The sequence below is a fragment of the Ruegeria sp. CH2 genome, from assembly GCF_056537065.1.
Window position 1 is genome coordinate 57,204 of the sequence record NZ_JBQFQV010000004.1, and the last position, 21,025, is coordinate 78,228.

General features: G+C 58.9%; 22 protein-coding genes. 10 read left to right on the top strand and 12 right to left on the bottom strand.

The window, feature by feature from the left end; all coding sequences use genetic code 11:
- Positions 1-161: 161 nt before the first annotated feature.
- Entirely contained in the window at positions 162-647 is a 486-nt protein-coding gene (locus ACR0M9_RS07985) for a hypothetical protein (protein ID WP_480483275.1), read from the top strand.
- 118 nt (positions 648-765) lie between these two features.
- Complete coding sequence (locus tag ACR0M9_RS07990; RefSeq protein ID WP_209507905.1) at positions 766-1,188, top strand: tellurite resistance TerB family protein; 423 nt, start codon at positions 766-768, stop codon at positions 1,186-1,188.
- Between the two features lie 29 nt (positions 1,189-1,217).
- Here the strand turns inward: ACR0M9_RS07990 and dacB are convergent, their stop codons facing one another.
- From dacB to ACR0M9_RS08005, 3 genes are all read right to left on the bottom strand, one after another.
- Positions 1,218-2,696: a D-alanyl-D-alanine carboxypeptidase/D-alanyl-D-alanine endopeptidase gene (gene dacB / locus ACR0M9_RS07995; protein WP_480773289.1), complete on the bottom strand. Its 1,479-nt coding sequence runs from the start codon at positions 2,694-2,696 to the stop codon at positions 1,218-1,220.
- Between the two features lie 66 nt (positions 2,697-2,762).
- Positions 2,763-3,383: a nicotinate-nucleotide adenylyltransferase gene (locus ACR0M9_RS08000; protein WP_480773290.1), complete on the bottom strand. Its 621-nt coding sequence runs from the start codon at positions 3,381-3,383 to the stop codon at positions 2,763-2,765.
- Positions 3,384-3,415: 32 nt separating this feature from the next.
- A complete protein-coding gene (locus ACR0M9_RS08005) occupies positions 3,416-3,883 on the bottom strand; it encodes an MOSC domain-containing protein (RefSeq protein ID WP_480773291.1) in 468 nt (155 codons plus the stop codon).
- 140 nt (positions 3,884-4,023) lie between these two features.
- Between ACR0M9_RS08005 and ettA the strand changes: the two genes are divergently transcribed.
- Both ettA and ACR0M9_RS08015 read left to right on the top strand, forming a co-directional pair.
- Positions 4,024-5,691 (top strand): energy-dependent translational throttle protein EttA, encoded by a 1,668-nt coding sequence (gene ettA / locus ACR0M9_RS08010; RefSeq protein ID WP_010442471.1) that lies wholly within the window; start codon positions 4,024-4,026, stop codon positions 5,689-5,691.
- Between the two features lie 61 nt (positions 5,692-5,752).
- A complete protein-coding gene (locus ACR0M9_RS08015) occupies positions 5,753-6,457 on the top strand; it encodes a hypothetical protein (protein ID WP_480773292.1) in 705 nt (234 codons plus the stop codon).
- A gap of 185 nt (positions 6,458-6,642) precedes the next feature.
- Here the strand turns inward: ACR0M9_RS08015 and ACR0M9_RS08020 are convergent, their stop codons facing one another.
- Positions 6,643-7,242, bottom strand: a complete 600-nt coding sequence (locus ACR0M9_RS08020) for an REP-associated tyrosine transposase (RefSeq protein WP_480773293.1) — start codon at positions 7,240-7,242, stop codon at positions 6,643-6,645.
- A 133-nt stretch (positions 7,243-7,375) separates the two neighbouring features.
- Positions 7,376-7,813, bottom strand: coding sequence for a hypothetical protein (locus ACR0M9_RS08025; RefSeq protein WP_480773294.1), 438 nt, complete (start codon positions 7,811-7,813; stop codon positions 7,376-7,378).
- A gap of 521 nt (positions 7,814-8,334) precedes the next feature.
- On the opposite strand from ACR0M9_RS08025, the gene ACR0M9_RS08030 reads away from it, so the two are divergent.
- Both ACR0M9_RS08030 and ACR0M9_RS08035 read left to right on the top strand, forming a co-directional pair.
- Entirely contained in the window at positions 8,335-8,541 is a 207-nt protein-coding gene (locus ACR0M9_RS08030) for a cold-shock protein (protein WP_209506380.1), read from the top strand.
- 169 nt (positions 8,542-8,710) lie between these two features.
- Positions 8,711-9,265: a L,D-transpeptidase gene (locus ACR0M9_RS08035; protein ID WP_209506382.1), complete on the top strand. Its 555-nt coding sequence runs from the start codon at positions 8,711-8,713 to the stop codon at positions 9,263-9,265.
- 18 nt (positions 9,266-9,283) lie between these two features.
- Here the strand turns inward: ACR0M9_RS08035 and ACR0M9_RS08040 are convergent, their stop codons facing one another.
- Positions 9,284-9,910 carry an arylesterase gene (locus tag ACR0M9_RS08040; RefSeq protein WP_480773397.1) on the bottom strand — a complete coding sequence of 209 codons (627 nt, stop codon included), beginning with the start codon at positions 9,908-9,910 and terminating at the stop codon, positions 9,284-9,286.
- A gap of 65 nt (positions 9,911-9,975) precedes the next feature.
- Between ACR0M9_RS08040 and ACR0M9_RS08045 the strand changes: the two genes are divergently transcribed.
- Together ACR0M9_RS08045 and ACR0M9_RS08050 are read left to right on the top strand one after the other, a co-directional pair.
- Positions 9,976-10,671, top strand: coding sequence for an ABC transporter ATP-binding protein (locus tag ACR0M9_RS08045; RefSeq protein ID WP_480773295.1), 696 nt, complete (start codon positions 9,976-9,978; stop codon positions 10,669-10,671).
- Positions 10,668-13,196 carry an ABC transporter permease gene (locus ACR0M9_RS08050; RefSeq protein WP_480773296.1) on the top strand — a complete coding sequence of 843 codons (2,529 nt, stop codon included), beginning with the start codon at positions 10,668-10,670 and terminating at the stop codon, positions 13,194-13,196. Before ACR0M9_RS08045 ends, ACR0M9_RS08050 begins: the two co-directional genes overlap by 4 nt.
- Before the next feature lie 2 nt (positions 13,197-13,198).
- Here ACR0M9_RS08050 and ACR0M9_RS08055 read toward each other — a convergent pair whose 3' ends face one another.
- Entirely contained in the window at positions 13,199-13,645 is a 447-nt protein-coding gene (locus ACR0M9_RS08055; protein WP_267366061.1) for an RrF2 family transcriptional regulator, read from the bottom strand.
- Positions 13,646-13,738: 93 nt separating this feature from the next.
- Here ACR0M9_RS08055 and ACR0M9_RS08060 point away from each other — a divergent pair, with 93 nt between their 5' ends.
- The gene (locus tag ACR0M9_RS08060) at positions 13,739-14,308 is read left to right on the top strand and encodes a gamma-glutamylcyclotransferase family protein (RefSeq protein ID WP_480558880.1); all 570 of its coding nucleotides are present in this window, start codon (positions 13,739-13,741) and stop codon (positions 14,306-14,308) included.
- A gap of 47 nt (positions 14,309-14,355) precedes the next feature.
- On the opposite strand, the gene gltX is transcribed toward ACR0M9_RS08060, so the two are convergent.
- Together gltX and ACR0M9_RS08070 are read right to left on the bottom strand one after the other, a co-directional pair.
- Positions 14,356-15,681, bottom strand: coding sequence for a glutamate--tRNA ligase (gltX, locus tag ACR0M9_RS08065; protein WP_480773297.1), 1,326 nt, complete (start codon positions 15,679-15,681; stop codon positions 14,356-14,358).
- Positions 15,682-15,756: 75 nt separating this feature from the next.
- Positions 15,757-16,191: a DUF1801 domain-containing protein gene (locus ACR0M9_RS08070; RefSeq protein WP_480773298.1), complete on the bottom strand. Its 435-nt coding sequence runs from the start codon at positions 16,189-16,191 to the stop codon at positions 15,757-15,759.
- 116 nt (positions 16,192-16,307) lie between these two features.
- On the opposite strand from ACR0M9_RS08070, the gene ACR0M9_RS08075 reads away from it, so the two are divergent.
- A complete protein-coding gene (locus ACR0M9_RS08075) occupies positions 16,308-17,240 on the top strand; it encodes an MBL fold metallo-hydrolase (protein ID WP_480773299.1) in 933 nt (310 codons plus the stop codon).
- A gap of 4 nt (positions 17,241-17,244) precedes the next feature.
- Here ACR0M9_RS08075 and ACR0M9_RS08080 read toward each other — a convergent pair whose 3' ends face one another.
- From ACR0M9_RS08080 to ACR0M9_RS08090, 3 genes are all read right to left on the bottom strand, one after another.
- Entirely contained in the window at positions 17,245-18,576 is a 1,332-nt protein-coding gene (locus ACR0M9_RS08080; RefSeq protein ID WP_480483250.1) for an NAD(P)/FAD-dependent oxidoreductase, read from the bottom strand.
- Between the two features lie 136 nt (positions 18,577-18,712).
- Positions 18,713-18,937 carry a hypothetical protein gene (locus ACR0M9_RS08085; protein ID WP_480773300.1) on the bottom strand — a complete coding sequence of 75 codons (225 nt, stop codon included), beginning with the start codon at positions 18,935-18,937 and terminating at the stop codon, positions 18,713-18,715.
- A gap of 308 nt (positions 18,938-19,245) precedes the next feature.
- Entirely contained in the window at positions 19,246-20,904 is a 1,659-nt protein-coding gene (locus ACR0M9_RS08090) for an NAD+ synthase (RefSeq protein WP_480483248.1), read from the bottom strand.
- Positions 20,905-21,025 lie beyond the last annotated feature (121 nt).

The following is a 21,025-nucleotide window of genomic DNA, read 5'->3' on the forward strand; positions in this document are numbered from 1 at the left end:
ACCGGCCCCTCCTATTGTGCCAGTGCAGCATGAGTCAATGACAGGCAACACTTTTCGCGATCCTGCGGCACCAGATCACTGGCGCCACCCCGCAAGGACTGTCAGTTTTCCCAATAGGCACACGACCCTTCTTCCTCCACGTCCAGGCGCGAAAGCAACTCATGTACAGAATGAAACCCGGTGTTAAGAAAGACCCCGAGCGCAGGTGGGCGCTTCCGGACCGTATATTCTTCGGCAATGGCGCCTGCCACATACTCGCTGGCGTCTATCTGAAGATGTCGCCTCTGCCCGGTTTTTATGCAGAAAGAATTGTCCCTGCCGAAGGGTTTGCCGGAAGCCACATTTACGTCACCAATGGCTTGCTCGCGTTCGATTGCCACGGGTATACGATCCGGAACCGGCTTGTCAGGTATTACACGAACAATTGGGCCGGCGAATATGATGAAGGGTGGAATTGCTGGCTGGAACTGGTGAATTTCGACCTTCTGAGTACCGCAGATCTGAATGCACGCAAGTTTCTTGGCCCCGACCAGTACAGATATGACCCGGTTGAGCGGGCACAGAACTATCTCGCACGGATTGACCACAAAAATGCTTCAGAGAAAACCATGCTCCGGCACCTCCGGGTTATGCCCGACCGGGGTTAAACAGAATTCCTAACCCCCAGAACCTGCTTTTCCGCCTCAAATCACGAGCTAGGTGTTGAACCTCACCGCCCCCCCTCATATCGTGCGCGATCAGAAACACCCAAGCAGGATGCCCCGAATGACCGAGCAAGTTCCCCACCCGATGTCCCCACAGGATTGCCTTGTGGCGATCATGGTTGCGATCTCGGCCTCCGACGAAACCATCCGAACCGCCGAGCTGGTCAAGATCGAGGTCGCCGTGAACATGTTGCCGGTTTTCGCCGGGTACGACATCGACCGGATGCGCCACGTGTCGCAGGTCGTGTTTGACCTGTTCGAACAGGAAGACGGGCTGGATGCGCTGTTTGGCCTGATCCGGGACAACCTGCCCGAACGCCTGAACGAAACGGCCTATGCTCTGGCCTGTGACGTCGCCGCCGCTGACGGAACGCTGGCCGAATCCGAACTGCGCCTGCTGGAAGAAATCCGGTACGAGCTGAACATCGACCGCCTGCACGCGGCCGCGATCGAGCGCGGGGCTAGGGCGCGCCACACCGTCTGACGCCCGCTGCTTCAGGCCGGTTTCAGGTTTCAGCTTCCGTAAAGTGATCCCCAGCGCTCCAGCAAGGCGCGCTGCAATTTCCGTGATCTGCTGTTCCAGCTGCGTGCGCCATCCGGGCGCTCACGCTGCGCGCGTGGGATCGTTGCGCGATGGTCCACGTCGGCGGTGAATATCGCGAATGCCAGATCGACCCCGTCCGCAGTTGTCAGGAAACCGCCCAACCCGGATACAAAGTTCAATGTCCCTGTCTTGGCATCAACCTTGATTGGGTGGTTCTTGACGGGCCGCCCGTCCCGGTCGGTCAGTGCAAAAGGTTTCATCAGGGGTCGCAACATCCCCGATTTCTGTGTTGCAACAAGGGCCGCAACCAAATCCGCCGGTACCATGCGCGAGGCATCGCTCAGTCCCGAATGATCGACCATGGCGATCCCGGTCACGCCGAAACGACTGGCGGCCCACCGGTTCATCTCGGCTGCTGATTCCGCCAGGGTGTGCGGGTCAACACCGCGCGCCCTGGTCGCGGCCAGCCCGACCATCTCGGCCGTCAGGTTGGTCGAGTATTTCAGCATCCCGCGCAGGACATGGTCCAAACTGTCGCTGCGATGCACCACAAGATCAACACCCCGCACGCTCTGGTGTGTCACCTGAACACGCTTCAAAACGATCCCGTTCGACCGCGCCAAGGTGCGAAACACATCACCCGCGTACAAAGCGGGCTTGCGCACCGGCAACCAGCGGGCCCCGCCATTGCCCAACGCGCCCTTGGCCACGGTCCAGCGATCCTGCCGCGCGCTTGCCTGATAGGTATAGATCGGCAGGCTGCGATCCTCGACCCGCATGGCCGAGACATCCACTGCAGGCACATAACGCTCACTGCGGGCATCCATGGTTATGTCATAGCCATTGCCTGCGCGTTTCCATTCAAAATGGACACGATTGAAGTTCAGGGAAATGCCGCTGACAGCCGGGCTATAGCCCACATGATCCGGCTGTTCGGGATCGATGCTGAACACATAAGGCAACGCCCCGTCATAAACCTTGAACGCGCCGCGCACTTCGATAATCCCGGCCTCGCGCAAATTGGCCGCCATCGCGGCCAGCGCATCCGTATCCAGCAGCGGGTCGCCGCCCCCAACCAGAATCAAATCGCCGTGCAGAACGCCGTTCTCGATCCGGCCATCCGCCACCAGCCGAGTCTCGAACCGGTGTTCCGGCCCCAGAACATCCAGCGCATAAAGCGCGGTCATTGCCTTTCCAACGCTGGCCGGGGGCAGACTTGCGCCCTCACCAAACACTTCCAGTTGCGCCCCGGTCGCCACATCCGCAACCGCAAACACAACTTCGCCTTTCAGGCCTGCTGCGGCCACCAATCGCTCGGCACCGCTTAATATGACCCCACGCGCCTGCGGTCTCAGCGATACAAGCGGCGCCTGCGCAAGGCCCGCTGCCGGGATCAGGGACGCCCCCAATCCCCCCAGAAACAAACGACGTGAAAAACGACCAGCCATAGCCGAATTAAAATCCCACAGATCAAAAGCACACAACCACTGTGTTAGATTATGCGCCCGTTGGGGCTATTCCGGCAACACTTCTGCGCCCCATTCGCCGCGCGTCCGGAGTTCGGTCGAACTTACATCGATCATCGGCACGTTCACGAAACACCACGCCGGGGCCAGTGCCTGCCCCAAAAGGTGCCGCGCCTGCCCGTCGATCCGGTACTTCGCATAGACCCGCGCCGCAGGTGACATCCGGGCCGAGATCCGCTCGCCCGGCCGCGCCACCACGCCCACCGGCACAGTGTCCATGATCAGCCGCCAGTCTTTCCAGCGATGAAACTGCGCCAGATTATCCGCGCCCATCAGCCAGACAAACCGTACCTGCGGGTAAAGCCGCCTGAGCGCTGTCAGAGTGTCCGCAGTCGCCCGCGTGCCGACCAGCGCCTCGATATCCGTCACATCCACCTTCGGATGCTGCATCACCTGCCGCGCCGCCGCCATCCGCCGCGCAATCGGCGCAGGCCCCCGCTCTTTCAACGGATTGCCCGGTGACACCAGCCACCACACCCGATCCAGCCCAAAGGCCTTCATCGCCTCACGCGTTACATGCACATGGCCCCGATGCGGCGGATCGAATGACCCGCCGAACAGCCCAACGACCTGCCCGGGCCGCGCGTATGGGATGTCATACCGCTCCATAACCTGCTGATGTTCAGAACCGGGCCGCGTTGTCAATCAATCGGTTGCACGGCGTCGCCCAGCGCAACCCGCCCCGGCCTGACAACTTCGGCACACCATCCCCCATGCCCCCGCACGGCAGAATAGCCGCCCTTGCCCAGCGCCTCTTCCATCCGGCTGCACGGTGCACAGATCACGGTAAAGCGCAAAACGGCCTCGCCCACCTGCACCTCACGCCCCTTGAGCGCGGCAAGGTTGATCCCCGAAACCACCAGATTGCGCCGCAGGATTTCGGGCGCAACCGGCCCCCGCCCCAGATAAGACCCAATCGCCGCCAAATGCTCCTGCTGGATCAGAGAAACCGCCCGCTTGCCCGCATGGCCCCGGTCGCCTTCCAGCCCATCGGCCGAGACCACCGCCTCCCTCACCACCTCCACCCCAACCCGCCGCTCGGGCCGGACGCCTATCCATTCGACACGTCCTGGCTGCGCCCAGCCTGATATCAGTTCCGCCAGTTCCACTACTTCATGCCCTTCATACAGCCCGGCAAACCTAGCCCATGCAGATACGGGACGAAATTCACAAAACCACCAGCTTGCCCCGCCCGCCCCGCTCGGATATCCAGCGTTTCAACCCAAATTCCCGACCCAGAGGACGCGACATGGCCGCCTATCAATATGTCTACCACATGCAGGGTGTCTCCAAGACCTATCCCGGTGGCAAGAAGTGCTTTGAAAACATCCACCTCAGCTTTTTGCCCGGCGTGAAAATCGGTGTTGTCGGCGTCAACGGCGCCGGTAAATCGACGCTGATGAAGATCATGGCCGGCCTCGACACCGACTTCACTGGCGAAGCTTGGGCGGCTGAGGGCGCCAAGGTCGGCTATCTGCCGCAGGAACCGCAGCTGGATGAATCGCTCACCGTCCGCGAAAACGTGATGCTGGGCGTGGCCGCGAAAAAGGCCAAGGTCGACCGCTTCAACGAGATCGCCATGGAGATCGCCGAGAATTACTCGGACGAGCTGATGGAGGAAATGACCACCCTGCAGGACGCGATCGACGCGGAAAACCTCTGGGACCTCGACAGCCAGATCGACGTCAGCATGGAAGCGCTGCGCTGCCCGCCGGACGATGCCAACATCGCCAACCTCTCGGGCGGTGAGAAACGCCGCGTGGCGCTCTGCAAGCTGCTGCTCGAAGCGCCCGACATGCTGCTCCTGGATGAACCGACCAACCACCTGGACGCCGAGACCATCGCATGGCTGCAACAGCACCTGATCGACTACAAGGGTACCATCCTGATCGTCACCCACGACCGTTACTTCCTGGATGATATCACCGGCTGGATCCTCGAACTCGACCGCGGCCGCGGCATTCCGTACGAAGGCAACTATTCCGCATGGCTGGAACAAAAGGCCAAACGGCTGGAGCAGGAAGCCCGCGAGGACAAGTCCAAGCAGAAAACCCTGCAGCGCGAACTGGAATGGATGCGTCAGGGCCAGAAGGCCCGTCAGGCCAAATCCAAGGCCCGGATCAACGCCTATAACGAGCTGGCCGAACAGTCCGAACGTGAAAAGCTGACCCGCGCCCAGATCGTCATCCCCAACGGCCAGCGCCTTGGCGGCAAGGTGATCGAGGTCGAGGGCCTGTCGAAACACATGGGCGACAAGCAACTGATCGAAGGGCTGGACTTCGCCCTGCCCCCCGGCGGCATCGTCGGCGTCATCGGCCCCAACGGTGCCGGTAAATCGACGCTGTTCAAGATGCTCACCGGTCAGGAACAGCCCGACAGCGGCACCATCACGCTGGGCGACACGGTCGAGCTGTCTTATGTCGACCAGTCCCGCGACGACCTGAAAGACAACGACACCGTGTGGGAGGCGATCACCGGCGGCGCCGAGATCATTCAGCTGGGCGACGCGCAGGTCAACTCCCGCGCCTATTGCTCGTCCTTCAACTTCAAGGGCGGCGACCAGCAGAAAAAGGTCTCGCTGTTGTCAGGCGGTGAGCGCAACCGCGTCCACATGGCCCGCCTGCTGAAAGAGGGCGGCAACGTCCTGCTGCTGGACGAACCCACCAACGACCTCGACGTCGAAACCCTGCGCGCACTGGAAGACGCGCTGGTCGATTTCGCCGGCTGCGCCGTCGTCATCTCACACGACCGTTTCTTCCTCGACCGGATTTGTACGCATATTCTGGCGTTCGAGGGCGACGCCCATGTGGAATGGTTCGAGGGCAACTTCGAGGATTACGAAGAGGACAAAAAGCGGAGGCTCGGACCGGACGCGCTGGAGCCCAAGCGGTTGAAGCATAAGAAGTTTGCGCGGTAGCAGCCGCAGTAATAGTGTTATTTAGAGATGAGTCTTGAAAGCTAATAGTAGGTTCTCAGAGTTGACCGAGACAGAAGGTGCAAAACAAGTTGTAAAAGATCTCGCGGATGGGTTTAGCTTGTATGCGAAGCTATCTAATCGATTGTGGCTATCCCTAGTTACAGTTCTGGCTGTTGTCGTCTTACCAGAAACGCAGCTTTCTGAGGACGGGGTGGTGATAACAAAATCACTTCCTTTCGGACTCGGAATTGTTGAGAAAGGGCTGTTCGACGTCTTGGCATTCTTCACGATGTGCGCTTTGGCCGTTTCTTATAGCTCAGCTCGGGCGAATGCGATGCTGGCATATGACTTAGCACACAAAGCGATTGATCAAATTGTCGACCCAGACACGTCGATTGTTACTCAACGGCAATTTTTTGACATTATGTCATACCCAACGCTTCTTCGCGTTGGGCCTATATCTGTAATTACACGTTTGAGATTCAAAAACAGGAAATCAATTTTACTTATGAGTTCGTGGATGTACGCGATTGTCAAATACATGGGAGTGATAATAACTTATGCTATCCCATTGTATGCAATTTTTTATTCTTATTACGCAATTACCCAAAACCAAAATGTGTCGTCTTTGGTGACATGGGTCGCCCTTGGGTCAGGTTTGTTGGCGAGCCTTGCAATGGTTCAAGTAATGCTATCCGACATAGTTCTAACATTGGGGGTTTTTCGACGACTCTCAAATTCTAACGGCGGTACAAAACAAACGTAGCGACCATAAGATGAGCACTCGCACCCCTGACGCCAACTGGTAGGCCGGGCTTCAGCCCGGCACCACTCGAAACACCCACGCCTTTACCAAAATCCGCCGATGAATGGCCTCAAAACCCTTCAATCGCTCTGAGGGGAATGGTGGATGCCGGGCTGAAGCCCGGCCTACGGGGGGTGTTCTTTGTATCACGGCTCTCCGAATGCGCCGTCCGTCACACCGCCGCTCCATTCCGGATCAACCCGGCCCGCACGGATATCGCGATGGATCGACGAATACGGCCAATCGGTCGGGCGGGCCACCAACCCGTGCTTGACCGGATTTCCCCAACAATAGGCCATATGATTGCGATAATCCCGTTCGTCACGAATGGTATGCTCCCAAAACCGACGCTGCCAAACCGCCCCTTCGCGTTTGTTGGCCCGTAGGCCGGGCTTCAGCCCGGCATATCTGCCAGAGGTAACAACAGGTAGATGCGTGGGTTCGGGTGCTGGGCTGAAGCCCGGCCTACGGTTTGTCTTGTTCACGCGCATGGTGAACCGCGCTTTGATCGCACCCCACCGCGTGGAATAATCCGCATCGCCCGGCGGCAAGGTCCACACCGCGTGCAGATGATCCGGCAACACCACAAACGCATCACACCAAAACGGACGCTCCCGCTGCGCTTCGGCAAAAGCCCCGCGCAGATGTGCGACCTCGCGGGTCAACAGGTCCGATGACCGGTCGGCCAGCGACACCGTAAAGAAATATCTGGCTCCGGGAATGCCGACGCGGCGATAATCACTCATGCGCCAAGGTGGCGCAGGTATGACTACCAAGTGGTTAACACGCGCCTTTGCAGGCAACCGTCGCAGGACGACAGGTCCACCAACACCCGGTGCCCCATATCACAGCATTCAAGGTTGATTGCAGGTGCAGCGCTTACCCGAACCGGTTGCCACGCAGCCGTCCGACGCCGAACAGCCCTGTCAGCGCCCCAACCAGCAGCAGCCAACTGGCCGGAAGCGGCACGGCGGAGACGTTCACGTCCACCGGCGTTTCTTCGGACCCTGGCTCATTGCACCACAGCTCGCAGAATTCGGGCCCGGAGTCCTCCTCGACCTCCGTCCGTTCAGCCAAAACCTCCAGCCAATGCTTCGGCCTTCCACGTTCAGCCAAACGAGGACGTCTTTCCTTACGGCGCGGGTCCTCCTTCGCAAAGACAGGTGTCTTCAACTCGTGTTCAACTTCGAACATGTTGTCGAATTTGAACCCGCCTTCACGCGCGCCCGGCATCGAACCCTCTGTCCCAAACGGAACAGTCAGGGCCTGCGCGGCTCCGGCCCAGCACAACAAGGTTATCGTACAGACAACTTTCATATCCGCCCCCACAGCTGCCAAATAGTATAGCACCGGATAGCGAAATTTCCAAACATAGTGATTAATGAATAAAAACCGTCGGTTGTGAGAAGACCCCCCGCGCAACCGGCCAGAATGACACTGGTCCTGACCACGTGCCTGCAACCAAGAAAAGTGTCACTCTCCCGCGCAGGTATGGCACGCGGTGACCGCTCCGCATGGCCGACCGGAAAAGTGTGGGTCCGGGTTTTTCACTACCGTCGCGTATCAACAGACAGGGTGATCAGAGCACCCGGGATGCCATCAAACGGCGTCAAACCCGTCAGCGGATTCTTGTACAAATTGGGCTTTCTGCCCTCTGACCCCTGTACAATCCGTACAAACCACTCTTGCCACAGGCTTACCTCAATGCCATATGCAAGGTGCTAACGTTTTTCTATTTCGACCTACTGTCTCCTTCTACGGCGCTCAGTCTATCGATCCAGACCTACGACGCCAGGCTGCCGCAACTCCGTGGGCAGCACCAAACAGGAGACACGGATATGCCAGCAGGCACCGTAAAATGGTTCAACACCACCAAAGGCTACGGCTTTATTGCGCCCGAAGATGGCGGCAAGGACATCTTCGTCCACATCTCGTCCGTCGAACGCTCGGGCCTGACCGGTCTGGCCGACAACCAGAAAGTCACGTACGAACTGCGTTCGGGTCGTGACGGCCGCGAGAGCGCCGACAACATCCAGCTTGCATAAGCTCTTGAAAGGGTGAGGGAAATTCCTCACCCTTTTGTTCAACCGCTGCCGTTTCAGGTGGCCGATTGATCACATCACGGATGCGTGATGCTTGCCCCAGAATTGACCAAATAACATATCATGATGAAACTGGTTCTTAGGTTTCATTGGTCAATTGATGAGGGTTTCGATGTTTACACGCCGAGTTTTTCTGGCCGGAACAGCGGCCACGCTGCTGCCGGGCATCGCCAGCGCCAAGAAAGCGGTCGAGTATGATCCGACACCGCAGTTCGTGCGCATCAAAAAGCAGTTCCTGCCCGGGCAGCTGCTGGTCGCCCCCCGTTCATTCTATCTTTACTATGTCACCGAACCACGCAAAGCGATCCGCTATGGCTGCGGCGTCGGCAAGGCTGGTCTGGAATTCACCGGCACCGCTACCATCGATGTGAAGAAGGAATGGCCGACCTGGCGCCCGACCCAAGAGATGATCCAACGCGATCCGGTGGCCTACGCAAAATTCAAGGACAATGACTATGTCCAGCCGGGAGGTGGGGATAACCCCCTCGGCGCGCGCGCGATGTATTTGTTCCAGAACGGTGTCGATACCTATTTCCGAATCCACGGCACGACACAGCCACAAACCATAGGCAGGGCGGTGTCAAACGGGTGCATTCGAATGCTGAATGAACATGTCATCGATCTGTATAACCGGGTCCCCATCGGAACGGTTGTTACGGTCGTCTGATCGCTATCACGGGGATGGCTAACCTTCCCCGCCCGCCTGCGTCACGAGTTGCAGCACGGACGGACCCATTGCGTCGACGATCTTCGCCACCCCTGCCGCATTTGGATGAATGCCGTCCGACTGCATGAAGTGCGACACGGCCCCAGGGTCGCCCTCCGCTGCAAGCCCCTCGAAGAAACTACTGTAAAACAGGACTTCAAACTCCTGCGCCAGCGCAGGGTACATGCCATCGAATGCCCGCTTGTATTCAGCGCCGTAGTTGCCCGGCGCCTGCATTCCGATCAACAAGACAGGAACCTTCGCATCGCGTGCAACCTCAAGGATCTTGCGCAGATTGGCTTGCGAAACAGCAGGATCGATCCCGCGCAACACGTCATTCCCGCCTAAGGCAACGATCATTCCGTCCACATCGGGTGTCAGGGTCCATTGCACCCGTGCGGCACCACCCGCCGTTGTATCGCCCGAGACACCGGCGTTGATAACCCGGACATCTGCGTCCTGCGCCTGTAGCCAACGGTCAAGCTGGGGAACAAACCCGTTCTCTTCCACCAGCCCGTAGCCTTGCGTCAGCGAATCCCCAAGGGCTGCAATCGCCACCTGTTCGGCTGTGGCCGCAAAACCGCAGAACACAAATGGGCTTGCCATCAAAACCTTGCGCAATACGGTGATCACTCCATATCCCAAAAACCGCTCCTTTATCGGGAAGACCCATGACGCCTGCTGTTCTCGCTCTTCAGAATGCCGCTTTATCGCTGGATGGCAATGCCGGGCGGGTCGATATTTTGCATGACATTACATTGACCGTGAACAGGGGGGAAACGCTGGGGCTGATCGGGCCATCGGGGTCGGGAAAATCGTCGCTGTTGATGCTGATGGGTGGGTTGGAACAGGCAACAAGCGGTCAAATCTTGGCCTTGGATCAGAATTTGACAAGCATGGACGAGGACGCCCTGGCGCGGTTTCGGCGCGACAACATGGGCGTGGTGTTTCAGAATTTCCACCTGATCCCAACGATGACCGCGTTGGAAAACGTGGCGACACCACTGGAACTGGCAGGGCACAAAGATGCGTTCGACCGGGCCGAAACTGAACTGAATGCCGTGGGATTATCGCATCGCCGCGATCATTACCCAGCACAGTTGTCGGGTGGCGAGCAGCAACGAGTTGCCTTGGCGCGCGCATCGGCACCACGCCCCAAGATCTTGCTGGCGGACGAACCGACCGGGAACCTGGACGAGACAAACGGTGCCGCGATCGTTGATCTGCTGTTCGGGCTTCGGCGTAAATATGAAGCGACGTTGGTTCTTGTGACGCACAGCCGTTCACTGGCTGAACGATGTGACCGGGTGATCCGGCTGCGCGACGGCAGGATTGCCGACGAGATACGGCAGGAGGCCGCAGAATGAGCCTTCGGCTTGCCGCGCGGCTGGCCCGTCGAGAGCTGCGCGGGGGCCTGCGCGGGTTTCGCATCTTTCTGGCCTGTCTGGCCTTGGGCGTCGCAGCCATCGCAGCCGTCGGATCGGTGAGTCAGGCGATTCAGACCGGGCTGACCCGTGAAGGCGCATCCCTGCTGGGCGGCGATGCCGAGCTTGAGTTCACCTATCGTTTTGCTACTGAGGTTGAACGCAGCTGGATGCAGCAGTCATCCGAGCAGGTGTCAGAGATCGTCGATTTCCGCTCGATGGCGGTTGTGCCCCGCGACTCCGGGCCGGAACGTGCGTTGACCCAGATCAAATCCGTCGATAAGGCTTACCCGCTCATCGGATCGGTCAAACTGAAACCGGATATCACTCTGGACGACGCCCTGAACGGCAAGTCCGGATTACCCGGTGCCGTTATGGAACCCGTACTGATAGATCGGCTTGGTTTGTCGGTCGGTGATCATTTCGCGCTTGGCACGCAAGAGTTCATTCTGATGGCCGCACTTCGGAATGAACCCGACAGCGCCGCGGCTGGTTTTGCCTTGGGGCCACGTACAATGGTGCGTACCCAAGCGTTGCAGGCATCTGGCCTTCTGGAACCCGGAACGCTTTTTTCGACCAGGTACCGGCTGACCTTGCCCCATGACACGAACCTGTCGGAGGTGGCCGCACGTGCCAGCGCGGCGCTTGAAGGCTCGGGGATGCGCTGGAGCGATGCGCGCAACGGCGCGCCGGGCATATCGGAATTCGTCAACCGCCTGAGTGCCTTTCTGGTCCTTGTCGGGTTGTCGGGGCTTGCCGTTGGTGGCATCGGTGTGTCCGCCGCCGTACGGGCCTATCTGAGCCAGAAAACGGAAACCATTGCGACATTGCGGACATTGGGGGCGGATCGCTCCACCATTTTTCAAACTTACATGATTCAGATCGGGGTGCTGTCCCTGACTGGCATTGTAATTGGGCTGGTACTGGGCGGGATGGCTCCGCTTTTGCTGGCGCCGCTGCTGGAAAACCGGTTGCCGGTTCCAGCAGTGTTTTCTCTGTATCCGCAACCGCTGATCGAGGCTGCGCTTTATGGCCTGCTGACAGCGTTTCTGTTCACGCTCTGGCCGCTGGCCAGAACCGAAGATGTGCGCGCCGCAACCCTGTTTCGCGATGCGCTGACCGCAGCTCGTCCCGTCCCACGCGCAATTTACGTCGTGGCAAGCGGGATTGGATTGGCGTCCCTGATCGCGATTGCGTCCTGGTTCAGCGGCTCAACGCGCCTAACCCTGTGGACCAGCGGCGGACTTGCGGGCGCACTGATCCTGCTGGCGCTCGCAGCCTATGCCATTCGCAAACTGGCACGGGCTGGGACACCTTTGGCGCGGGGCCGCCCTGCCCTGCGATGGGCTTTGTCCGCCATCTCTGATCCGCGTGAGGGTGCGGGGTCAGTGGTTTTGTCACTTGGTCTAGGTTTGTCAGTGCTGGCGGCGGTTGGGCAGATTGACGGCACGCTGCGCAATGCGATCTCCGGCAATCTGCCGGATGTCGCGCCCTCATACTTCTTTGTCGATATTCAAAATGACCAGATGCCCGGTTTTACCGAACGGCTGCAAACCGATCCTGCTGTCAGCCGCATTGAAAGCGCACCAATGCTGCGGGGCATCATCACCCAGATAAACGGTCGCCCTGCGCGCGAGGTGGCCGGAGATCATTGGGTTCTGGAGGGAGATCGCGGCGTCACCTATTCAGCCCGCCCCCCGGCAAATGCACGGGTGACAGCGGGGGAGTGGTGGGCAGAGGATTATTCTGGCGCACCACAGATCAGCTTTGCAGCCGAAGAGGCCGAAGAGATGGGTCTGAAACTGGGCGATCAGGTAACTGTCAACATCCTGGGGCGGGATATCACCGCAGAGCTGACCTCAACCCGAGAGGTGGATTTTTCCACAGCGGGTATGGGTTTTGTCATGTCGATGAACCCGTCGGCACTGGCGGGTGCGCCACACAGCTTTATTGCGACGGTATATGCAGAAGAACAGGCCGAGGCCGCCATTCTGCGAGATCTTGCAGGCCAGTTCCCGAACATCACGGCCATCCGTGTGCGCGACGCAATTGACCGTGTTTCGGGCCTTTTGGCAGGGATCGCCGCCGCAACCTCGTATGGCGCGGGCGTGTCTTTGTTGACAGGATTCCTGGTGCTGATCGGGGCGGCAGCCACCGGCGAACCCGCCCGCAGATACGAGGCGGCAATCCTCAAGACGCTGGGGGCTGACCGTGGCCGCATCCTGCGCAGTTTTGGACTACGCTCGGTCCTGCTGGGCGCCGCAGCGGGCTGCGTCGCCTTGCTGGTTGGCATCCTGGGCGGATGGGCTGTGGCCACCTACATCTTCGACACAGGTTTTACCGTGATCTGGTCTTCGGCCTTTGGCATCGTTCTGGCCGGTGTCGGCGTCACGCTCTGCGCAGGTTTCGCATTCGCGCTGCGCCCTCTCTCTGCCCGGCCAGCCCGCATTTTGCGGGCCAGCGACTAAGGTCAGCGTACGCAGGCCACGGGCTGCAACAGCTTCAGCAACGGGTCGTTGTCACAAACCAGCGCATCCAACGACACTTCGTCCAGAGATGCATAGAAAACTTCCGCCGCATCCTGCAATGCCAGCCGCAGCCTACAGGCATCGGTCAAAGGACAGGTGTTGTCCGCATCCGCAAAACACTCGGCGATGGGCAAGGCCCCTTCGACGTGCCTGAACACCGCGCCGATCCGGATTTGGCTTGCCGGACGCGCCAACGACATACCGCCGTTGCGGCCGCGCTGAGTGCTCAGGTAATTCAACTGGCTTAACTGGTTGATCACCTGAGCCAGATGGTTTTCCGAGATGTTGCAGACTTCGGCGATCTCGGCTTTGGTGACCAGCCGGTCCGGGTGTGCGGCGCAATACATCAACAGGCGCACAGCGATATTCGTCCGTTTGGTAATCCGCATGAAGGCCTCCCTGAATAAAAGATGAAGCCTTATTGCATGTCGCGGAAAAAAGCGGTTTGACATACATCAATCGACCCAAAGGACACCTCTCGCATGGCCGACCCCTATTTCTTTGGCTATGGAAGCCTTGTGAACCTCGCCACACATGATTTCCCCGACCCCCGCCCGGCAAAGCTGAAGGGTTGGAAACGCGCATGGCGTCATACCGATCTGCGTCCGGTCGCGTTCCTGACAGCTGTCCCAGACCCGGAGTCTGAAATTGAGGGAATGATCGCGCATGTCCCAAAGAACGACTGGGCCGCACTGGATGAACGGGAATGGGCGTACGACCGAATTCCTGCGACGCATTCGATTTCACATCCACTGACACATGAAGTTGAAATTGCGGTCTACGCCGTCCCGCAGGATCGGCATAACGAGCCCAGCAACCACCACCCCCTGCTACTCAGCTACATCGATGTTGTTGTTCAGGGTTACTTGCGGGCGTTCGGAGAAGACGGAGCGGATCGTTTCTTTGAGACGACAACCGGCTGGAACGCCCCGATCTTGAATGATCGCGCCGAGCCGCGCTATCCGCGCCACCAGCAACTCAAACCTGCTGAGCGTGATTTTGTCGATGACCGCCTGACCAGTTTGTCGGCCCGGATTGAACAGCCGGAATAAAAAGGGCCACGCTTGGGCACGACCCTTTATGCTGGAATAGTAGCGGTTTACCCGCGCGCGCGGATCACCTGCAGCAATGGCAGCAACGCAGCCATTTCCGGGCCACGCTCTGCACCGGTCAACGCCTTGCGCAGCGGCATGAACAGACCTTTCCCCTTGCGGCCTGTCGCCTCTTTCACGGCATTGGTCCAGGCCCCCCAGGTGTCGCCATCAAACGGGCCCTCGGGCAGCAGCGACATGGCCTGAGCGATGAATTCGCGATCTTCATCCGCAACCAACGGCTCGGCACCATCGCGGCACAGATCCCACCACCTTTTGAGGTCGGCCAAAGTAGTGATGTTTTCCCGCGCCATGGCCCAGAACGGTTCAGCCAGTTCGGCTGGCACTCCGGCATCCGCGACAGCACCGGCCACATTCGCCAGCGGCAGAGATTGCAGGTATTTGGCGGTCAGCGGGAACAGGTCCTGCACGTCGAACTTGGTCGGCGCGGCACCAAACCGGCTCACGTCAAAGCCGTCGATCAACTCGGCCATATCCGAGCGCAGCTCGACCGGATCGGACGAACCCAGACGCGCCATCAGGCTCAGCAATGCCATCGGCTGCACACCCTGTTCACGCAGATCGCGCAGGGCCAGCGTACCAAGGCGTTTCGACAGTGCTTCGCCCTGCGGGCCGGTCAGCAGCGAGTGATGCGCAAAGCGCGGGCAATCCCCGCCCAGTGCATTGATGATCTGAATCTGGGTCGCAGTGTTGGTCACGTGGTCCGAGCCGCGCACGACATCTGTCACGCCCATTTCGGTGTCATCCACCACCGACGCAATCGTATAAAGAACCTGCCCATCACCTCGGATCAGCACCGGATCAGAGACCGAGGCCGCATCGATCGAAATGTCGCCCAGAATTCCGTCGGTCCACTCGATCCGTTCGTGATCCAGCTTGAAACGCCAGACACCGTTGCCACGTTCCGCGCGCAAGGCATCCTTCTCGGCATCCGACAGGTTCAGCGCGGCGCGGTCATAAACCGGCGGCTTGCCCATGTTCAGCTGTTTCTTGCGCTTCAGGTCCAGCTCGGTCGGCGTCTCAAACGCTTCATAGAACCGCCCCATCGCGCGCAACTTGTCAGCCGCTTCGGCGTAGCGGTCCAAACGCTCGGATTGACGCTCGACACGATCCCAGTGCAAACCCAGCCATTCAAGATCCTGTTTGATGGCATCGACATATTCCTCTTTCGAGCGTTCGGGGTCGGTGTCATCGATGCGCAGGATGAACGTACCACCCGCCTTGCGGGCGATCAGATAGTTCATCAGGGCGGTGCGCAGGTTGCCCACATGGATGTAACCGGTGGGCGACGGGGCAAAACGGGTGGTTGTCATGGGTGTCTCCTGTTGGCGCGGCTCTTGTCACATGGGCGCGTTTTTGTCCAGCCGCCGCTTGATCCATCAGGTGATTCAACGCGGTTCCACGGGCCATATCCTGCCAAGGTCGTCCAACCCGGCGCGGATGAGTTCCGACAGAATCTGCATGTCGATATCCGCCAGCGTGTTCACATACAGGCAGGACTTTCCCAGCTTGTGCTTGCCCAACCGGGCAAGAATGCCGCTAAAATCCGCGTAACCCGGCATGATATAGATCACCAGCGCCGACTTGCGCGGGGAAAATCCGGTTGCAAGAAAATCGCCCTCTCGGCCCGAGGCGTAGCGATAGTGATAACGGCCATACCCTATCATCGACGGGCCCCACATGACCGGATCAAACCCGGTGGTGGCCCGAAACAGTTCATCCAGAGCGCGCGCCTCCTCGGCCCGACGTTCTGATTGGACCGAATTAAGGAAGTCTTCTACACTTTGATCTGTTGGAACGGTTTTGTTCTGCGATCGCGACATGAACAAAAATTAACACGTATTGTTCATCCATGCACCCTACGTGGATGTCGTAACATCTGGTCAGAATCTCACAACGTTCTAGTTTTTCTAAAGGTGTTCTGACAGGGAGAACGATAATGACAATCAAACTTACGCGCCGTGCCGCCTTGGGAACTGCTGCCGCCTTGCCGTTTGCCACGGCAGCAGCGCCGGTTTTGGCCGCAGGCTCTGACGCCAAGGCCAACTCGACCATCGCCAAATCCTTCAAGGTCGGCGACTTTACCGTCACGACCCTGCTGGATGGCAGCCTGCCGCGCGACGGCGCCAAGGATATCTTTGGCGGTGGCGCGTCTGATGAAGACTTTGCAAAGGTTTCGGCAGAGAACTTTATTCCCGCCGACACCGCCCAGTTCTTTTTTACCCCCTCACTGGTCAACACCGGATCGGAACTGGTGTTGTTCGACACCGGTCTGGGACAAGGCGGCATTCAAGCCGCTTTGGCCGATGCAGGTGTCAGCCCGGATCAGATCGACGTTGTCGTGCTGACCCATATGCATCCAGACCATATTGGCGGCATGACAACGGATGGCGCACCGACCTTTTCCAACGCACGCTATGTGACCTCGGCAACGGAATACGATTTCTGGTCCGCGCAAGAGGCCGGAAACAATGTCGGTGATCTTGTGGCCGCAAAAGTCACGCCGCTGGCCGAGAAGATGAGCTTTATCGGTGATGGAGAGCAAGTGGCATCGGGCATAACTGCGGTTGCGGCCCACGGCCATACTCCGGGCCATACGGTCTATCATCTGGAGAGCAACGGACAGCGCCTTCTGCTGACAGCGGATTTGGCCAACCATTACGTGTGGTCCTTTGCCCATCCGGAATGGGAGGTTCGGTTTGACATGGACAAGGCCGCCGCGACAGCCGCGCGCCGTAATGTTCTTGGCATGCTGGCAGCCGACAAGGTGCCGATGGTCGGCTATCACATGCCCTTCCCTGCCGCGGGCTTTGTCGAGAAACGAGGCGAGGGCTTCCGCTTTGTTCCGGTCAGCTATCAGATGATGGGCTAAGCCCCTAGTAACCCGGATCCGGTCGCACCTTTGAGCCGTCGGTGAACCGAGACAGGCGGAACGCGGTCGGATCCACACAAGGGGTTGAATCAGTGACAAGGTCAGCCGTCAGGCGGCCGGCGCCGGGCCCGATGCCAAAGCCGTGGCCGGAAAAGCCCGTGGCGATATACATACCCGGCATGTCATCCACGCCCGAGATTACGGGAATGGCGTCGGGGGTAACATCAATCATACCCGCCCAACTTTGGACGATTTCACTGTCCTGCAAGGCAGGGAACCCTTTTCGTGCACTGGCCCAGGCTTGTCGCAAAAACTTCTGCGAAGGTTCAGGATCCAAAACCCGGCACAGCTCGAACGGGGTCACGTCGGTCGGCAACCATTTTCTGTTCTGACGGGCCTCGATAGCCCACTGTTTTGACCAGCGAAAACGCAGGGATTTCCATTCCTGCGCAAAGGCAAAACGAAACTGCAACCCCAGCCGGAAACTGTCTGGCACGATATCAACCGTGTTCTGATGCCCGGACGCGATGGTGTGCCCGCCGTCTGCGCGCTTTCGGATTGCAAAATCATCCGACCATAGCGCAGTTTCGGGCCCATCTTTCACCGGAGAGGTCCGCAGAACTGTGTTCAGAACCTTAAGCTGCGGCAGGTTGATACCTGCATTACCCGCAAACAGACGCGACCACGCACCCCCCGCCAAAACCACGCGCCCGCAGGCGACCTTGCCGCGTTCGGTGAATACACCAGCAATACGCCCATCCTGAATGTCCACACTTCGCACAGCGCAGCCTGTCATGATCACAGCACCTAGACGACGTGCGGCTTCGGCAATGGCCGGGGCGGCCCATTGCGGTTCAGCCCGCCCGTCCTGCGGCATGTACAGAGCAGATGTCAGGCCGGTTTCGTGCCCGTGCAACAACTCTGCCAACTCGCGTCCCGACACCATTTTTGCCCCGGTCTGCAATCCTTCCACATGGCACATCCAACGCTTCAGGTTGACTTCTCCCCGCTTGCCGGACGCGCCGAAAAGAATGCCGGATTGCGCATAGCCGGTATTGCCATCCAGGCGGGCATCAAGGGTCTGCCAGATCCGCAACGCCTCTTGCATCAGGGGAATTTCGCGGGGGTCACGCATGCCCAAACGCACCCACCCCCAATTGCGCGAGCTTTGTTCAGCTGCAATCTGCCCCTTTTCGCACAAAAGGACGGAAGCGCCGCGTTCAGCCAGTTCCAGCGCGGTTGAAACGCCGATTATGCCGCCGCCAACAACGACAACATCAACAGATTTGGGAAGGGCAAGATCGGATTCTACGGGGTTCGGTTTTGGTGCCGTCATAAATACGCAATACTCTGTCGCCTGAACCCGTATGGGGACCAAGACCCAGAAGTTTGGCAACACGAATTGTCACAACGTCGGCACTATTTTTACGCCTGTGGCCCAGACGCCAATGGCAACGAAAATCCTCAGCACATCACGCTGCGCCGGACAGTTCCGCCCATTTCTGACGCAGCTTCGCGGTCAATCCGTTGTCTTTTTGCACGGTCTGCGCGGTTACGTCCTTCTGCGGCAACAAGCTTGGAAACTCAGCCCGAAGCGACGCCGCTGCCTGTTCGTCGGACAGCCGCTGTTCATTCAGGACACCGGCAATCGCCGCTTCCAGCTTTTCCTCATCCAGCTCCTGCGGCGGAGATTCCATCGTCCGCCGTTTCAAAAGAGCATGATGCGATCCTTGATATTCCTCATACATGTCAAAACCAAACCATTTACTCAGACATCCAACCCCGGATGCGTCACACTTCATCAAAATCAACTCGCGACTTTGAGAATTGCGTCGCACCCGCCCCACATAGGGCAATTTTCAAGCTAAAATGTGGCAGAAAGTTGGCGTCACAACAAGTCAGAGGCCGGTTTTAGCGCCCGTGGCAGGCCCATAACGAGCAATCGGAAAACAATCAAAGGAAGGAAAACTTTACTGTTTCCAATTCAGCGCACGAATTGCGGCAATCAGGGGCGATCACGCCAGCGATTCACAATCGGATACCGCCGGTCCAGCCAGAACGCGCGGTTGCTCAGGCGCGTGCCGGGGGCGGACTGGAACCGTTTATACTCGCTGATATAGACCAGATGTTCGACCCGCTGTGCATCTGCTTCGTTGTACCCGGCGGCGACACAGTCTGCGATCGATCCGTCCTGATCGACCAGGATCTCAAGTATTCCGTCCAGCACCGGGTAATCCGGCAGGCTATCGCTGTCTTTCTGATCTTCGCGCAGTTCCGCACTGGGCGGTTTGTCGATGACAGAGGGACGGATCACTTCGCCTGCAGGGCCCATCATCCAGTCTCGGTGATTGGCATTGCGCCAGCGGCAGGTTTCGAACACACGGGTCTTGTACAGATCCTTGATCGGATTATAGCCGCCGTTCATGTCGCCATAGATCGTGGCATAGCCCACGGCGACCTCGGATTTGTTGCCGGTGGTCAACAGCATTTCGCCGAACTTGTTCGAGATCGCCATCAACAGCAACCCGCGCAGGCGGGATTGAATGTTTTCTTCGGTCAACCCTTCATCCAGCCCTGCAAACAGCGGTGCCAAAGTGCTGGTGACGGCTGCGCGGCTGTCCGAGATCGGCACGTAGTCATAATGCACGCCCAGCGCTTTGGCGACCGCCTCGGCATCGTCAAGCGAGGCCTGACTGGTGTATTCCGACGGCAGCATCACGCAGCGGACATTTTCGGCCCCGATGGCATCGACCGCAATGGTCGCGACCAGCGCGGAATCGACCCCGCCGGACAAGCCCAGCAGCGCCTTTTTGAATCCCGTTTTCCCCATGTAGTCGCGAAGGGACTGCACCATCGCGCGATAATCCTGCTCCCACTCATCCGGTTGAGGCACGATTTCACCTGATGCGATCCGCCAGCCGTCTTCGCCGCGCTCAAGATCGACTTGCGAGAGCAGTTCGTCAAAAACAGGCATCCGGAACGCCAGTTCCCCGCCCGGGTTCAGGCCAAAGCTGGCACCGTCAAAGACCTGATCATCCTGCCCGCCAACCATATTCAAGTAGATCAGCGGCAGGCCGGTTTCGACCACGCGCGCGACCATATGGTTCAGTCGCACATCGTATTTATCCCGAAAATAAGGCGACCCGTTGGGGATCAACAAAAACTCGGCCCCGGTTTCCTCCAGCGTTTCTGCCACGTCCGGGTGCCAGCTGTCTTCGCAGATCGGGCTGCCAATCCGGAAATTCCCTACCGAATACGGCCCACCCAATGGACCCGCATCATACAAGCGCACTTCGTCGAACACCGTCTCATTCGGCAAGTGGTGCTTCAGAACCTTGCTGGTGATCCGGCCACCCTTCAGGATCAGGTATGCGTTGTACAGCTTTCCATCATCGACCCAGGGGCCACCAATGGCGATTGCAGGACCTTCAGCGCATTTTGCGGCCAGCGCTTCGACCGCAGCCATGGCTGCGCGGTGGAATACCGGTTTGAGAACCAGATCCTGCGTGTTGTAGCCGGTGATGAACATCTCGGGGAAGGCCACCAGATCCGCGCCCGCTGCCTTGCCTTGCTCCCATGCCGCAACGGCCTTGGCCGCGTTGCCTTCGATATCGCCAACGGTCGGGTTCAGTTGCGCCAGAGTGATGCGGAAACGGTCGGCCATGCTGCCCTCTTGCCTCGTAAGTCCTATTGCCATTTAGCAGATCACCGCGCGAGTAAAAGACCAATGCGGCAAAAGCCGTTGCTCTGCCCGCAACGGTACCTTAGTTTTGCGAAAGAGATAT